Source organism: Sulfurospirillum sp. SCADC (genome assembly GCF_000743525.1).
Taxonomy (GTDB): Bacteria; Campylobacterota; Campylobacteria; order Campylobacterales; family Sulfurospirillaceae; genus Sulfurospirillum.
Window position 1 is genome coordinate 34,400 of sequence record NZ_JQGK01000014.1, and the last position, 14,712, is coordinate 49,111.

The following is a 14,712-nucleotide window of genomic DNA, read 5'->3' on the forward strand; positions in this document are numbered from 1 at the left end:
TGTATGTTTATAGAAACCAGAGGTAATGACGGGCAAAGACCTAATAAAGTTCCCTTTTCATTTGCTATTTTAAATCCAAGTGCCAGCTTTGGTGGACTCTATGTTCCTGAGAACTTACCTAAAATTGATACCGTTTTTTTAGAAAAAGCTTCAAAAAAAAGCTACAAAGAGATCACGCTGGACATTTTAAGACTCTTTGACATCGACATTGAAGAAGAGGTGATGCAAGAAGCAGTGGCGTTGTATGACGCATTTGATGATGCTAGTGAGCCTACGCCGTTATCGCAAATTGAAGAAGACCTTTTTGTAAACGAGCTCTATCATGGTCCAACGCGCGCCTTTAAAGATATGGCGCTGCAACCTTTTGGTTACATTCTCTCCCATCTTGCCCAAAAGCTGAATGAGAAGTACCTCATTTTAGCGGCAACCAGTGGCGATACAGGTCCTGCTACACTTGATACCTTTGCCAATAAACCCAATATCAACGTCGTCTGTCTCTATCCTGATGGCGGAACCAGCGATGTACAACGCCTTCAAATGACAACCCAAAAAAGCCCCAACCTAAAAATCATCGGCATTCATGGGAACTTTGATGACGCTCAAAATGCACTCAAAAGCCTGCTCGCCTCTTCTAGCTTTAAAGAGGCACTCCATGCGAAAAATATCAAACTGAGTGCTGCCAATTCGGTCAATTTTGGACGCATTATTTTCCAAATTATCTACCATATTTACGCCTATGTTGCGTTACTTAAACAGGATAAAGTCGAACTGGGGAAACCTTTTTACACGATCATTCCAAGTGGTAATTTTGGAAATGCTTTGGGAGCGTATTATGCGAAAAAGATGGGGTTACCGATTGAGAAAATTCTAATCGCTTCTAACATCAACAATATCCTCACCGATCTTATCACGACAGGTGTATACGATCTTCGCAACCGAAGTCTGCTTCAAACAATCTCTCCTGCGATGGACATCTTGATCTCATCGAATGTTGAGCGTGTTTTGTTTGATAAATTTGGAGCCGTTCGTACCAAAGAGCTGATGGACGACCTTAAAGAGAAGAAGATTTATACACTCAGTAAAGAAGAACTTGCGCACTTACAAGAAGATTTTGAAGCCGTTTACTCCGATGATAGCTTTGGCAAAGCGCAAATCAAGCATTACGCCGATCAAGGCTACATCATGGATCCACACACCGCAACATGCCTCAAAGCCTACAAAGAGCTCAAAACCAAACCACTTCCTTGTGTACTGTGCTCTACCGCAGAATGGACGAAATTTGCCCCAACCATGTTCAATGCCATCCAACAAAATAGTATCAAATACAGCGATAAAGAGGCACTTGAAGGCATTAGCACATCCTTACATGTAAAGATTCCAAAGTGCATCAGCGCTTTGTTTAACGAGTCTGTCATGCACGATAAAATCGTTCAAAAAGAAGGCATTGAAGCGGAGATTTTTGATTTTTTGAACCTTACATGTAAAAAGGAATGCCAGTGATTATTATCCCAGCACGCCTTGCTTCCACGCGTTTTCCTAGTAAAATCTTAGCCGATATTCACGGGCTTCCGATGGTCATTGCCACGGCAAAACGCGTGCAAAATCTGGATGATGTCGCCATTGCCGCCGACACGGAAGAAGTCGTAACACTCGCACAAAAGCATGGTTTTAAAGCGATTTTGACTTCACAAGATCACCAAAGTGGAACAGATCGTATCAATGAAGCGGCGACAAAACTAAACCTTCCTGAAGATGAGATCATTATCAACGTCCAAGCCGACGAGCCCTTCATCGAAGAAGCCGTGGTGAAAAGCGTGATTGAGCGCGCAAAAAAAACAGAGGCGATGATAACGAGTGCCTGCAAAAAGATCGATCTTTTACATGTAAAAGATCCTAACCTGGTTAAAGTCATTTTAGACGTCCATGGAAATGCCATTTATTTTTCACGAAGTGCCATTCCCTATGATCGCGAAGGTGAATTTGAAGGTTATTTTGGACACTTGGGCATTTACGCATTTCGTAAAAAGGCGCTTGAAACATTTTGCGCCCTTCCCTACGCACCCATCGAGCATATCGAAAAATTAGAGCAACTGCGTGCCATCTACCACGGATATAACATTGCGATGGAAGAAGTGCAAAGTCAAAGTTTTGGAATCGACACACCCGAAGATTTAGAAAAAGCATTAGCCTTTTTTACAAAATAGCCTCTTCAAACGTTTGATGAAGCGTATCATACACATACGCTTCCATTTTGTTTTCGCCCACTTGAAACATCAACTTACACGACGCAAACCCTGATTTTAAAAGCCCTTTTTCGACCACTTCTAAAATAAAAGCTCGTGTGCTAAACAGATGCGTTGTCGTATTGCCCTCATACGCAAATGATTCTCCCTCAATGGGTGTAAATCCCTCTTTTTTAAGATGCTTTTCAAACACCACTTTCTCTTTCAAACCTTCAACATCAACGATCAGTATAACCTTCATCTACATCCCTACTTTTTCTAAATGTGCCAAAAATTCATCAGCATTTTTAAATCCTGCTAAACGAAACTCGCTCACCTCTTTGCCCTTTTTGAAAAACAAAATAGCAGGAGGCCCATAAATCGTAAAGGCTTTTTGCAACGCCTTATCATCATCGCTATTTTTGGTCACATCGGCTTTTAAAAGCGTGAATTTTTCAAGCTTTGCTTTGACCCTGGGATCGCTAAAGGTAAATTGCTCAAACTCAACGCAGTTCACACACCAGTCAGCATAAAAGTCCAACATCACAGGTTTTTGGGCATTTTTTAACGCCAGATTCAGCTCTTCAAGCGTTTTGATCTTCGTAAAGGGTGATGGAGATGGCGCAACACTTGAACTCTCTTTGGCCGTAAACTTCTCAAAAGGGGCTAAGGGATTGGTCGCACCGCTTAAAAAGCCGACCAAAAGTGCCACACCATACACAAGCGCCATAAATAAAATACTTTTGAGCACTTTTTGCCACCCTTTGGTCTGCTCGCTAAAGGATTCTAACGCACCAAAATAGATGGAACTGCTGATGATAAGCACCGCCCACAAGGACATGCTCACAAAAGCTGGGATGATGCGTGAGAGCATCCAAATGGCAACGCCGAGTAACATCACGCCAAAAAATGCGGTGATATTTTGCATCCAAACACCAGGACGAGGCATATAACGCCCTGCCGTTGTGCCAATGAGCAGCAGTGGAACGCCCATGCCAAGACTCATCACAAACAGTGCGCTTCCACCCAAAAGGGCATCACCGCTTTGACCTATGTAAATGAGTGCACCTGCAAGCGGAGCTGCGACACAAGGACCTACGATCAATGCCGATAAAAAGCCCATCACCGCAATACCAAAGACACCTTGGGTTTGGGCTTCTCCTGTTTTTTTATTGACCCTATTTTGAATGAAACTTGGCATCTTAATCTCATAAAAACCAAACATTGAGAAGGCCAAAATCACAAAGAGAGCACTAAACATTCCAATGATCCAAGGATGTTGCATCGATGCTTGCAAATTTGCACCAAACAGTGCCGCAAGTACTCCTGCAATGGTGTACGCTAAGGACATCGCAAGGACATAGACCAAAGAGAGCCAAAACCCTTTTTTGGCACTCATCGAAACGCTGGGTTGCGAGACGATGATCGAAGAGAGGATGGGAATCATCGGAAAAATACAGGGGGTTAAAGAGAGTAAAAGTCCAAATCCAAAGAAACTCAGGAGTACCAACATAACATCGCCACTCATAAAGCTTCGAGCAATCACATCTTGCTCGGAGAGTGACGCAGCACTGCCACCTCCTTTGAGTTTAAAGGTAAATTCTTTGGTGATAGGTTGATAGCAAATGCCCATCTCAGAGCAGCCTTGATACGAAAAACTGAGCGTAAAGCTACCTTTTTTGACCTCGTTCTCAAGCAAGCTTTGAGGGACAAACAGCTCAAAAGATTGACGTTGGGTCATTGCATCGTGAAAATACTCTGCTTTGGGACGCTCAATCCACTGCGTCAAATCAAGTGTTTTAGGCTTCGTAAGCTCTAAACTAATTTTGTCATCGTAAAGGTAAATTTTTTCCCCCAACATAACGTTGATCATCACACCTTGACTACTGTGCGTCGCGGTGACATTAAAAGCCTCTTCAGGCGTTAGGAGTTTAGGTTTTTCAACACCAAAAAGTGTGACCATGAGGAGAAAAAAGAGAGAGAGAAAGCGTATCGGCTGTTGCACAAAATCACCTTTGGTAAAATTTTTCTTTATTGTAGCAAAGAAGCCTAAATGTTTTTTAAATTACAACGATTTTTGGAGTATCATATCTTTACATGTAAAAGCAGGAGTACGCCGTGGGCAAAAAGAAAAAAGAGAAAGCGCTCTTTCAAAATGAAGAGATTGTGGGAGCCAAAGAGAAAGACGATAAAGTCCAAGTTTGGATTAAAAAAAGTGAACTTAAATATGAAAAAGAGCTCAAAAGACTTCAAATTGAGCTTCTGAAATTTCAAAACCATGTCAAAGATCAAGGGCTAAAAGTACTCATTCTCATCGAAGGGCGTGACGCTGCAGGCAAAGGTGGAACGATCAAGCGCATTACAGAACACTTAAATCCTAGAGGTGCGCGCATTGTAGCGCTCGCCAAACCCTCTGACACCGAACGCTCTCAATGGTATTTTCAACGCTACACAGCGCATTTGCCCTCAGCTGGAGAGATCGTCCTTTTTGATCGATCATGGTATAACCGAGCAGGCGTGGAACCGGTGATGGGCTTTTGTAGCCAAGAAGAGCATAAAGAGTTTTTGAGAGAGGTGCCAAAATTTGAAACGATGTTGGTCAATTCGGGCATCATTTTGTTTAAATTTTATTTCTCTGTAGGGAAAGAAGAGCAAGCCAAACGCTTTCATGAGCGCAAAATTGACCCACTCAAACAATTTAAACTCTCCCCTGTTGATGAAAAATCTCAAGAGTTGTGGGATCAATATACCGTAGCAAAATACTCAATGCTCCTAGCCTCCAATAACCCTCGTGCTCCATGGACCATTGTTCTCTCTGACGATAAAAAAAGAGCACGTCTAAATACCATCAAATACATCTTAAGAAATGTTGACTACCCCGATAAAATTAAGAAGAAACACCTTCATATGGAAGAGGATATTATTCGTACGGCAAAGCAGGAAATAGAGATTATGGAGAAAAGCTTACCCAATGAGAATCTTTCACACCTAAATGGATAAGCGTTACATGTAAGAAGGTGACCTAGCCAAGTGGCTAGGTCATTAAGCGTTTTTTACTCAACTTCAGCGTCGATGACGTCATCATCTTTTTTAGCTTTTGGTTTTTCACCGCCAGAGCCACCCGCTTCACCTTGATCTTTTTTGTACATCGCTTCTGCGAGTTTATGACTTGCTTCGCTCAAAGATTTGACTTTCGCATCAATCTCTTCTTTGGTAGCACTCTCATTGCTAAGAACATCTTTAAGCGCTTTGAGTTCTGCTTCGATTTTTGCTTTTTCTTCAGCGCTGATTGCATCGCCCATTTCACCTAACGATTTCTCTGTTTGGTGAGCCAGCGCGTCCGCTTGATTTCTCGCATCAACCGCTTCTTTACGTTTTTTGTCTTCTTCTTTGTGAAGCTCAGCATCTTTCACCATTTTTTCGATTTCAGCATCGTCAAGTCCTGAACTACCAGAGATTTTGATCTCTTGCGCTTTTCCTGTTGCTTTGTCTTTTGCAGATACTGTCAAGATACCGTTCGCATCGATGTCAAACGCCACTTCGATTTGTGGAACACCTCTTGGTGCTGGAGGGATGCTCTCAAGGTTAAATTGACCAAGTGATTTGTTATCTCTTGCAAATTCACGCTCGCCTTGTAGGGCATGAATGGTAACCGCTGGTTGGTTATCTTCTGCTGTTGAGAAGACTTGAGATTTTTTAACAGGAATCGTTGTACCTTTTTCGATGAGCTTCGTCATAACACCACCCAACGTCTCAATACCAAGGCTTAGAGGCGTAACATCTAAAAGAAGAATATCTTTGACATCACCCTTAATAACTGCACCTTGAATCGCCGCACCAATCGCTACAACTTCATCAGGGTTTACTGATTTGTTTAGCTCTTTCTCAAAGAACTCTTTGACTTTTTGCTGAACCAAAGGAACACGTGTTGATCCACCGACCATAACAATCTCTTTGATTTCACCTTTTTTAAGGTCAGAATCATTGACAACTTCTTTGATTTTTTTAATCGTAAGTGCGACTAAATCTTCGATCATTGACTCAAATTTTGCACGGGTTAGTTTTTTAACCAAGTGTTTTGGACCCGTTGCATCCGCCGTGATAAACGGTAAGTTTACCTCTGTCTCATTGGATGAAGAAAGCTCTTTTTTAGCATTTTCAGCCGCTTCTTTAAGTCTTTGAAGAGCCATAACATCTGATTTGAGGTCAATGCCATTGTCATTTTTAAATTCAGCAACTAACCAGTCGATGAGTCTATTATCGAAGTCATCACCACCTAAGAAAGCGTCACCACCGGTTGCCAAAACTTCAACAACATTGTCACCCGTTTCTAGAACAGTAACGTCAAATGTTCCACCACCCAAGTCGTAAACAACGATTTTTTCAGCCTCTTTTTTATCTAAACCATAAGAAAGTGCTGCAGCTGTTGGCTCGTTGATGATACGAAGAACGTTAAGTCCTGCGATCGTACCAGCCTCTTTTGTTGCTTTTCTCTGAGAGTCGTTAAAGTACGCAGGAACCGTAATAACTGCATCCGTTACTTCTTCACCCAGATACGCTTCTGCATCTTCTTTAAGTTTCATCAACACTTTTGCGCTGATCTCTTGTGGCGTATAGACTTTGCCATCGATTTCAATCGCGCAGGCACCATTTCGATCTACAACCGCATACGGAAGACGTTTTTTAGCTTCGTTTGCTTTGTCTTCGTTGCTCATAAGACCCATAATTCTTTTAATAGAATAGATGGTTCTTTTTGGATTGGTAACCGCTTGACGTTTCGCCGTATCACCGACTAAAACCTCTTCTTTATCGGTAAATGCAACCACAGAAGGCGTTGTATTTTTACCCTCTTTATTGGGTATAACTTTACTCTCACCGCGCTCATAGACAGAGACGCATGAATTTGTTGTTCCAAGATCAATTCCTATAACTTTTCCCATTTTTTATCCTTTTACTTTAATTTTGATTTTAATACGCCAACAGAGCAAAGCTCTTTTTGGCTATGTTAGCCACTGGGGCGCTAAAGCTAGCCGACACGTCGGCAGAAATTTTACTTAACAATACTGACCATTGCTGGTCTTAAAATACGATCTTTGATTTTGTAGCCTTTTTGGAAAACTTGCAAAATCTCACCTGAACCTTTTTCATCGCTCTCTAATTGCATCACTGCTTCATGGAAGTTTGGATCAAATGTTCCATCAATTGCAACTAATTCAACGCCATGTTTTTCAAACGCTTTTCGAAATTGCTCAATGGTTAAACCCAAGCCCTCTTTGACTTTTTCTAAAAGTTCACCACGCTCAATCTCCGCGTTGCTTCCTGCTAAAATGGCCATCTCCAACGAGTCAATGACAGGTAAAAGATCGCGTGCAAAGACTTCATGTGCATACGAAATCGCTTGCATTTTCTCTTTTTCCAAACGTCGTTTCATATTGTCAAAATCAGCATTAGCTCGTAAATACCGATCTTCAAGTTCAGCCACTTTGGATTGGAGCTCCTCAAGTTCACTTTTTTGCTCGCACTCACACGCTAGCTCTTCCTCATTTTCAGAACACTCAGGAACTATCTCTGCAGAAACATCAGAGACACTCTGTTCCTCTTGTAGTTTTTCATCCACGTTTTACTCCTTAACTTGATTAAAAAAATCTTCAAAATCACTCTCGATGCGACCAAAACAGAAAAGATCGACTGTTGTGTCTTCATCTTTGAGCTGTGCTTTTTGTTTGATAGCCATACATCCTTGCGGAACAAAGCCATCAAAGTAGAGTCCATCCATCATAGATTCTACAAAATGAAGTGTTTGAAACCGTTGGATAAACGCCTCATTTTGGAGCTCTTGCGCGATGGAGTACATCGCTTTCTCACCTTCTTTTAAAATCGGTGCTTGTGAGAAAATGGCGGAGAGTTTTTCATGCAATTCATACAAGCCGACTTGGGCTGAAATATCTTTAAGTTCACGCATTTGACACCCCACAAGGCGTTGTAAAAACTGCTCCACTTTGGCATTAAACTTTAAAACAACCTCATGTTCATCAAAAACCAAAATCAAAAAACGATTCTGAACCGTTAACAACTCTTTAAAAGGCGAATTTGCTGTTTTTTCAACAATGCAAAAAAGGTTGTGTTCATGGGTCGAGCGTTTGATTTTATCGATATTCTTGATCTCCAAAGGATGCGTTAGGTCGAGCTTTTCTTGCCAATAGCCCATCAAGGCTTGGTGCGTTGGAACCCGTCCACCGCTTACATGTAACTGCTCAAGTGAGCCCACATCCGAGAGCTTTTTAAAGTAAATGCGTATCGTCGAAGGCGAAATACCAAGGGTCATCTTCATCTGTAATTCAGAAGATCCTATAGGCATTCTTGATTTCAGGTAGGTTTGAATGATGGCATCTAAAATCAACGCTTGCTTCGAAGGTTTTTTCATTTTTAGCACTCTTCATGTTTAATTGCTTAGAAAATTATACAACATTGAGTGTAATGTTGTCAAGTAATAGGCTAAAAGAGAACGCGCGCAGGTTTACATGTAAAGAAAAAAGTGATTTAACAGGGCATAGGAGTCGTATGGGAGAAAAAAGAGAAAGAGTCAGAAACAATTAGCGAATAGGATGTTTGAGGCGTTTTCTATTGCGCATGATTAAGAGTTTAAAAAAGTGTTTGATCTCTCCTTTGCTCTCTTTGAGCTTGAAAAAGAAGGTCTCTTTTTCTGTAATGGCGGTGAAGATGTCATTTAAAGCTTGTCTTTCATTTTGGGACAATGTACTCATTTTTCATCCTTTAGTTCATGTGATATGCGTTGAATCAAACGAAGAGCATCGCCTTCATCGAGTTCACCGAGCATTTTAAAAATGGCGGATGCGGCTTGTGGCTGAGAATTACCCAATTTCCAGTCTTGATACGTTCGCATCGATACGCCCAATTTATCTGCCATCTCACGCTGAGAAATCTTCTTGCCTAAAAATTTAGACTCAACAGCATTATGAAGGAGATTAAAAATATCGTTTGTTTTCATGTATACGATTCTAGCTAAGGCTGGTTTAATTATACATAAATACGATTTTTTTATAAGTTATTATATCTAAAAAATAACGTTTTAGTACATTTTTGACACACTATTTTGTTAAAAACTACTTTTATTTAAGTATTTTACTCATTTAATGTTTATATTTATACAGTTTTTCGTATAAATAAAAAATAAAAAGAACGACTGTAAATTGATTCGAAAAAAAGAGAAGCTAAAAAAGGTTACATGTAAACGAAAAAAGGGAATGAGAGGGAGAAAAGAAGAGGAGGTGTAGGATGGAAGTTCCATCCTACATGTAAAGCTCTGACTATTTTTTATTATCTCTAATAGAAAGCTCTTTGATGATTTTGCTGTACGTCACAAAATCGGTACGTTTAAGATATTTCATCAATCGTTTACGTTGACCAACGAGTTTAAGAAGTCCTAATCTTGAAGAGTGATCTTTTTTATTACTCTGAAGATGTTCTGTTAAATCAACAATTCTTTTTGAAAGAAGTGCGATTTGTACCTCTGGAGAACCTGTGTCTCCCTCTTTTCTGCCAAACTGACTAACAATTGCTTGTTTTTCCGCCGAACCTAAAGCCATAATGACCTCCTGATTGGTATTTGATTTTTTGCTTTTATACAAAAGCTTGGAATTGTAGCTAAAAAAAGTAAAATTGTCTATGCACCCTACTCCTGCCTTCATGCCTCTGCTTGCTTTAGGAATTATCTTCGTAATTAAAGCTAAATATAACGTTTATTTAGTACAATATTTCTCTTATTTAACCTAGATATTTGAGGAAAACCCATGCTATTAACCAAAGCCAGTGAATATGCACTGCTATCATTAATTATTATTTCTCAAAAAAATACCCCACAAGATGTCGATACACTCTCCAGCCAACTCGGTATTTCTAAAAGCTTTTTAGCCAAAATCCTTCAAGCCTTAGCCAAAGAGAACATTTTAAGCTCTTTTAAGGGGGCTCATGGCGGTTTTCTACTCGCCAAAAAACCCGAAGAACTTACGTTGAAAATGATCGTAGAGTGTGCTGAGAAAAAGCAAACCATGGTTTTTGAATGCTCACCTTCGACCCAAAAATGCCCCAGTGGCAAGGGAACATATTGTCGTGTTTGGCCTATTCTCAATAAGCTTCAAACAAAAATTGATCTATTTTTAGATACTATGACACTTAAAGATATTATTGAAATTTAAGGGTGTTGATTGGCTAAAAATCAAAATGCGCTGCTATCAAGGATCATTCCTTATTTAGAGCCGATTGTCAAAGCAAAAGATCTTACTGTTGTTGTTTTTATCGTCTCTATTATGGCGATTATTATCGTTCCACTTCCCAGTGCCATACTCGATTTTTTCTTGGTTATCTCACTCTCTATTTCGGTTTTGATCATTCTGATTTCGCTTTATATCCCAAAGCCCACGGATCTTTCAACGTTTCCAACGCTTATTTTGATCATCACGCTCTTTAGACTCTCGCTGAACATCGCGACCACCAGAATGATCCTTACCAATGGGCATTTAGGCCCTGATGCGGTGAGTGAAATCGTCTCAAGTTTTGGGCAATTTGTCGTCGGCGGCAATTATGTCATCGGTGTTGTTGTCTTTACAATTCTTGTTTTAATTAACTTTATGGTTATTACCAAAGGTTCCACAAGGGTTGCAGAAGTTGCTGCACGTTTTACACTCGATGCGATGCCCGGTAAACAGATGGCAATTGACGCTGATCTTAATGCGGGTTTGATTGATGAAAAAACCGCACGTAAGCGTCGTGAGGAGATCATTCAAGAGGCAAACTTTTACGGTGCGATGGACGGTTCGAGCAAGTTTGTTAAGGGTGACGCGGTTGCTGGTATTATCATCACGATTATTAACATTATGGGTGGATTTCTCATCGGCTCCTTTCAACACGGGCTTGAACTTGCGGTCAGTGCGCAAACCTATACGATTTTAACCATTGGCGATGGTCTTGTCTCTCAACTTCCAGCCCTTATCACATCAACGGCAACGGGTATTTTAATCACACGAGCCAACAAAGCAGACGATGTCAGCTTCTCCGATGGTGCCGTTCAACAACTCTTTGGAGAACATAAAACTCTGCTCATCGTAGGTTTTATTTTGGTTTTATTTTCACTGGTTCCAGGACTTCCCACACTCTCCTTAATGTTTGTTGGACTCATTTTCCTAGGACTAGGATACCTGGTTAAACAGACCAATGATGGCAGCTTTTCCTTCCAAAAATTCTTTGCCTCAACCCCTCTTGCGATGCAAAAAGCGAAACAAGAAACGGACAGCAAAGCGCAAAGTACACAAGCGCCTAAAAAGACACCTGAAGAGCTTCGCAAAGAGGAAGAGACAACGCTAAATGACATCCTTAAACTTGAGATCCTTGAGCTTGATTTGGGTTACCAACTCATCAAATTGGCTGATCCTGCACAAGGTGGTGACCTTTTGGATAGGGTTAAAAGTATGCGTCGTAAAATTGCCTCTGACTTTGGTTATTTGATTCCTCAAGTGAGGATTCGCGATAACTTGCACCTCACACCCAATCACTATCAACTCTTGCTCAAAGGCATCGAGATTGGTAATGGTGAGATTTATCCCGATAAATTTATGGCGATGGACAGTGGTTTAACCATCGATAAAGTTCAAGGAATTCCTACTAAAGAGCCTGCATTTGGGCTTGATGCGATTTGGATTGATGCCGCCATTAAAGAAGATGCGATCATTAAAGGGTACACGACGGTTGATCCTGCTACGGTCATTTCAACACATTTAAGTGAACTGATTAAAAAATACGCCGAAGAGCTTCTTACACGTCAAGAGGTTCAAAGCCTGATTGATAAACTCCAAAAAGATTACCCTGTCGTGGTGACCGATTGTCTTAAAGTTGCCAATGTGGGACTCATTCAAAAAGTCCTTAAAGCCTTGCTTCGTGAGAAGATACCGATTAAAGATCTTCTCACGATCGTTGAAACCATCAGTGATGTAGCCGAGGTGACCAAAAATGTCTCGATCATTGTCGAGCAAGTACGTGCCAAGCTTTCACGTGTGATTACCAAGCTGTATAAAGATGACAATGGTGTTTTAAAGCTTCTGACCTTTAATGCAGGAACCGAGCAGAAGCTCTTGGATGCGCTGCGAGAACGCGATGGCGTGCGTGATTTGGTGCTCAATATTGGTCAAATCAACACGCTTGTAAAAGCCAGTAGTGATGAGGCATCCAAACTGCTTCACAAGGGCATTGCACCGGTTGTCATCATTGTGGATCCGTTACTTCGTAAACCACTCTCTGATATTTTTGAAAAATTTGGACTTGACATTGTGGTTCTTTCCCACGCTGAGATCGATTCAAGCTCCAAATTTGAAGTTATGGGCTCTATAGAGATTGAAAAACTCTAAGCTCCTAGTCTAAATTAAACCATTCAGCATTAAGGATTTTTATGAACTACCTATTACACCACCTCTCACACACGGATTTAGATGGCTACAGCTGTCAGATGGTGAGTGCACACTATTTTGATTCGATTCAATTTTACAACTCCAATTACGGCAAAGAGATCAACGAGTGTTTCAATCAGATTTTATCGGTGATTCAAAACTCAAAATCCCAAAAACATGTGATTCTTATCACTGACCTCAATCTTACGATGGATCAAGCCAAAGAGTTTGAATCCAAAGTGAGCATTTGCGATAAAGAGATTATGATGTTTGTTTTAGATCATCACAAAACAGGGCAAGAGTGCGCGGATGCTTTTGAGTGGTATTATCTGGATTCAAGTCGTTGTGCTACCAAAATTACCTATGATTTTTTCAGTGCGCTGTATGGCAAAGATGAAAAACTCAGCCATTATGTCGATGTCGTCAATGCGGTCGATATTTGGCTTGAAGATAAACCTGAGTTTGAGCTAGGCAAAGTCTGTATGGGGCTTGTCAGTGGTGCAAAAGAGGTCAATAAGATCATGTTCCCCGAAGAGAACAGCAAGTACATTTTTGCCCTGCTTAACAAAGCACAAGAGTACTTTACATGTAAAGAGGCGCACATCGCTTTAGACGATGCGATTCATGGGATTAAAAAGTCATTTTTCCTCACCGATGCGAACAATACACTGAGTAATTTGGTCTCGTCTTACAACGTCATTTTACTGAGCAAAAACAGAGACAAAATGCAGATCAGCTACAAAGAGTACAAAGGCATTCTCACCTACAACATCGGTAATGTCTCCGTCATCGGCAATGACTTTTTAACCGCCAATCCCGATATGGACTTCTTTATGGACATCACGTCCAAAAAAACCATCAGCCTGCGCTCCAATGGTAAAGTCGATGTCAGCAAGATGGCAGCACACATCGCCAATGGTGGTGGTCATCACAATGCCAGCGGTGGACTTCTCAGCAATTTTAAAGATGCTTTTATCTATGATACGATCAAATCACAAGTGATGAGCATCATCACCAATAAAGGATAATCATGGAAGCCAAGGACCTCAAAAAAGAGTTAGAGCGAGCCGAAATTGAAGTCGAAGAGATGGCGATGCAGTTGGCTGACATGTTAGGGGCTGCCCTCTTCTTCGCAGGTGTTCAAAAAGAAGACCTTCCAAAGGCAATCGATCTTTACCTCAAAGGGCTTGATGAAGTCTTTGAGGATGAGGATGAAGACAGCGAAATGGGCTTTGAAGAGGTCATTGAAGTGATCGAATATATCCGCAACAAAAACCCTAAACTGTTTCACAAAGCTTAAGTGTAGAGAATTTCTCTACACCTTTTTTTTAGCGATAAATGTCGCGAAATTTCCCCATTTAAAAATAACTTCGATCGTCTCAAATCCTGCATTTTTCAGCATCGCTTTGTTTTCATCTTCCGTGTAAGGAATCAAAACATTTTCTAACGCTTCCCTTTTTTGTGCGATTTCAAAGTCACTGTAACCTTGTTCACGTTTAAAATCATAATAGAGATCGATCATCTCTTTATTAAGTGCTTTATCTTCAAAGACAATCTTCTCACTAAAGATAAAAAGACCATTTGGATTGAGTGCCGCATAGAGTTTAGCGACAAAGTCAGCGCGCTGCAAAGGGCGAATGAACTGGAGCATGTAATTGGCAATAATCACATCTTTACATGTAAGCTCTATTTGAGTAATGTCTGCAGAGACAAGTTCTATATTTGCCCCATACGCGTGCACTTTTTGACGGGCAAGATGCAACATCGCTTCTGCATTATCAACGCCTAAGAGATGGTAGCTTTTATCGCTTTTTTTATGCAATGCCAGCAGTGTATTGGCGGTTGAACACCCAAGGTCGACTATGTGTGCGCCCTCTTTAACATGGTGACAAATGGTTTTACATGTAAGCGCAATCACCTCTTTGTAAAAAGGGATTGAGCGCTCTAACATGTCGTCAAAAACGACCGCAACATCCTCATCAAACTCAAATTGTTTGGTAATCGGTTTGGTAAATACTTTATCCATGGCACTT

At 40.8% G+C, this 14,712-nt stretch carries 16 protein-coding genes; 7 read left to right on the plus strand and 9 right to left on the minus strand.

Annotated elements, in window-relative coordinates:
• Positions 1–3 precede the first annotated feature (3 nt).
• Both thrC and kdsB read left to right on the plus strand, forming a co-directional pair.
• Complete coding sequence (gene thrC / locus JU57_RS09605) at positions 4–1,500, plus strand: threonine synthase (protein WP_037960216.1); 1,497 nt, start codon at positions 4–6, stop codon at positions 1,498–1,500.
• The gene (gene kdsB, locus JU57_RS09610) at positions 1,497–2,204 is read left to right on the plus strand and encodes a 3-deoxy-manno-octulosonate cytidylyltransferase (protein WP_037960217.1); all 708 of its coding nucleotides are present in this window, start codon (positions 1,497–1,499) and stop codon (positions 2,202–2,204) included. Before thrC ends, kdsB begins: the two co-directional genes overlap by 4 nt.
• On the opposite strand, the gene JU57_RS09615 is transcribed toward kdsB, so the two are convergent.
• Positions 2,194–2,484: a hypothetical protein gene (locus JU57_RS09615; protein ID WP_051906783.1), complete on the minus strand. Its 291-nt coding sequence runs from the start codon at positions 2,482–2,484 to the stop codon at positions 2,194–2,196. The two genes, kdsB and JU57_RS09615, sit on opposite strands and share 11 nt — an antisense overlap.
• Positions 2,485–4,227 (minus strand): protein-disulfide reductase DsbD, encoded by a 1,743-nt coding sequence (dsbD, locus tag JU57_RS09620; RefSeq protein ID WP_051906785.1) that lies wholly within the window; start codon positions 4,225–4,227, stop codon positions 2,485–2,487.
• A gap of 161 nt (positions 4,228–4,388) precedes the next feature.
• On the opposite strand from dsbD, the gene ppk2 reads away from it, so the two are divergent.
• Positions 4,389–5,222: a polyphosphate kinase 2 gene (gene ppk2, locus JU57_RS09625; RefSeq protein WP_051906793.1), complete on the plus strand. Its 834-nt coding sequence runs from the start codon at positions 4,389–4,391 to the stop codon at positions 5,220–5,222.
• A gap of 53 nt (positions 5,223–5,275) precedes the next feature.
• Here the strand turns inward: ppk2 and dnaK are convergent, their stop codons facing one another.
• The 6 genes from dnaK to rpsO form a co-directional block, all read right to left on the minus strand.
• Positions 5,276–7,162 carry a molecular chaperone DnaK gene (gene dnaK, locus JU57_RS09630; protein WP_037960220.1) on the minus strand — a complete coding sequence of 629 codons (1,887 nt, stop codon included), beginning with the start codon at positions 7,160–7,162 and terminating at the stop codon, positions 5,276–5,278.
• Between the two features lie 110 nt (positions 7,163–7,272).
• Positions 7,273–7,839, minus strand: a complete 567-nt coding sequence (gene grpE / locus JU57_RS09635) for a nucleotide exchange factor GrpE (protein WP_294877011.1) — start codon at positions 7,837–7,839, stop codon at positions 7,273–7,275.
• A 3-nt stretch (positions 7,840–7,842) separates the two neighbouring features.
• Positions 7,843–8,646 (minus strand): HrcA family transcriptional regulator, encoded by an 804-nt coding sequence (locus JU57_RS09640; protein ID WP_037960223.1) that lies wholly within the window; start codon positions 8,644–8,646, stop codon positions 7,843–7,845.
• 169 nt (positions 8,647–8,815) lie between these two features.
• A complete protein-coding gene (locus JU57_RS14110) occupies positions 8,816–8,986 on the minus strand; it encodes a hypothetical protein (RefSeq protein WP_294877014.1) in 171 nt (56 codons plus the stop codon).
• Positions 8,983–9,231 (minus strand): helix-turn-helix transcriptional regulator, encoded by a 249-nt coding sequence (locus JU57_RS09645; RefSeq protein WP_025345066.1) that lies wholly within the window; start codon positions 9,229–9,231, stop codon positions 8,983–8,985. The genes JU57_RS14110 and JU57_RS09645 overlap by 4 nt, the downstream gene beginning before the upstream one ends.
• A 319-nt stretch (positions 9,232–9,550) precedes the next feature.
• Positions 9,551–9,829, minus strand: a complete 279-nt coding sequence (rpsO, locus tag JU57_RS09650; RefSeq protein ID WP_037960357.1) for a 30S ribosomal protein S15 — start codon at positions 9,827–9,829, stop codon at positions 9,551–9,553.
• A gap of 204 nt (positions 9,830–10,033) precedes the next feature.
• Here rpsO and JU57_RS09655 point away from each other — a divergent pair, with 204 nt between their 5' ends.
• Genes JU57_RS09655 through JU57_RS09670 form a run of 4 tightly spaced genes read left to right on the plus strand, consistent with a single transcriptional unit; the run spans position 10,034 to position 13,979 of the window.
• The gene (locus JU57_RS09655; RefSeq protein WP_037960227.1) at positions 10,034–10,438 is read left to right on the plus strand and encodes an Rrf2 family transcriptional regulator; all 405 of its coding nucleotides are present in this window, start codon (positions 10,034–10,036) and stop codon (positions 10,436–10,438) included.
• 9 nt (positions 10,439–10,447) lie between these two features.
• A complete protein-coding gene (flhA, locus tag JU57_RS09660; RefSeq protein WP_037960230.1) occupies positions 10,448–12,640 on the plus strand; it encodes a flagellar biosynthesis protein FlhA in 2,193 nt (730 codons plus the stop codon).
• 41 nt (positions 12,641–12,681) lie between these two features.
• The gene (locus JU57_RS09665) at positions 12,682–13,707 is read left to right on the plus strand and encodes a 3'-to-5' oligoribonuclease B (protein ID WP_037960233.1); all 1,026 of its coding nucleotides are present in this window, start codon (positions 12,682–12,684) and stop codon (positions 13,705–13,707) included.
• Positions 13,708–13,709: 2 nt separating this feature from the next.
• The gene (locus tag JU57_RS09670) at positions 13,710–13,979 is read left to right on the plus strand and encodes a hypothetical protein (RefSeq protein WP_025345070.1); all 270 of its coding nucleotides are present in this window, start codon (positions 13,710–13,712) and stop codon (positions 13,977–13,979) included.
• Positions 13,980–13,994: 15 nt separating this feature from the next.
• On the opposite strand, the gene cmoA is transcribed toward JU57_RS09670, so the two are convergent.
• Positions 13,995–14,705: a carboxy-S-adenosyl-L-methionine synthase CmoA gene (cmoA, locus tag JU57_RS09675; RefSeq protein WP_037960235.1), complete on the minus strand. Its 711-nt coding sequence runs from the start codon at positions 14,703–14,705 to the stop codon at positions 13,995–13,997.
• Between the last annotated feature and the right edge of the window lie 7 nt (positions 14,706–14,712).

Coding starts and splice junctions, on each gene's coding strand:
- thrC (WP_037960216.1), top strand. CDS start 4: ATGTTTATAGAAACCAGAGGTAATGACGGGCAAAGACCTAATAAAGTT.
- JU57_RS09615 (WP_051906783.1), bottom strand. CDS start 2,484: ATGAAGGTTATACTGATCGTTGATGTTGAAGGTTTGAAAGAGAAAGTG.
- dnaK (WP_037960220.1), bottom strand. CDS start 7,162: ATGGGAAAAGTTATAGGAATTGATCTTGGAACAACAAATTCATGCGTC.
- JU57_RS09640 (WP_037960223.1), bottom strand. CDS start 8,646: ATGAAAAAACCTTCGAAGCAAGCGTTGATTTTAGATGCCATCATTCAA.
- JU57_RS14110 (WP_294877014.1), bottom strand. CDS start 8,986: ATGAGTACATTGTCCCAAAATGAAAGACAAGCTTTAAATGACATCTTC.
- JU57_RS09645 (WP_025345066.1), bottom strand. CDS start 9,231: ATGAAAACAAACGATATTTTTAATCTCCTTCATAATGCTGTTGAGTCT.
- rpsO (WP_037960357.1), bottom strand. CDS start 9,829: ATGGCTTTAGGTTCGGCGGAAAAACAAGCAATTGTTAGTCAGTTTGGC.
- JU57_RS09655 (WP_037960227.1), top strand. CDS start 10,034: ATGCTATTAACCAAAGCCAGTGAATATGCACTGCTATCATTAATTATT.
- JU57_RS09665 (WP_037960233.1), top strand. CDS start 12,682: ATGAACTACCTATTACACCACCTCTCACACACGGATTTAGATGGCTAC.
- JU57_RS09670 (WP_025345070.1), top strand. CDS start 13,710: ATGGAAGCCAAGGACCTCAAAAAAGAGTTAGAGCGAGCCGAAATTGAA.
- cmoA (WP_037960235.1), bottom strand. CDS start 14,705: ATGGATAAAGTATTTACCAAACCGATTACCAAACAATTTGAGTTTGAT.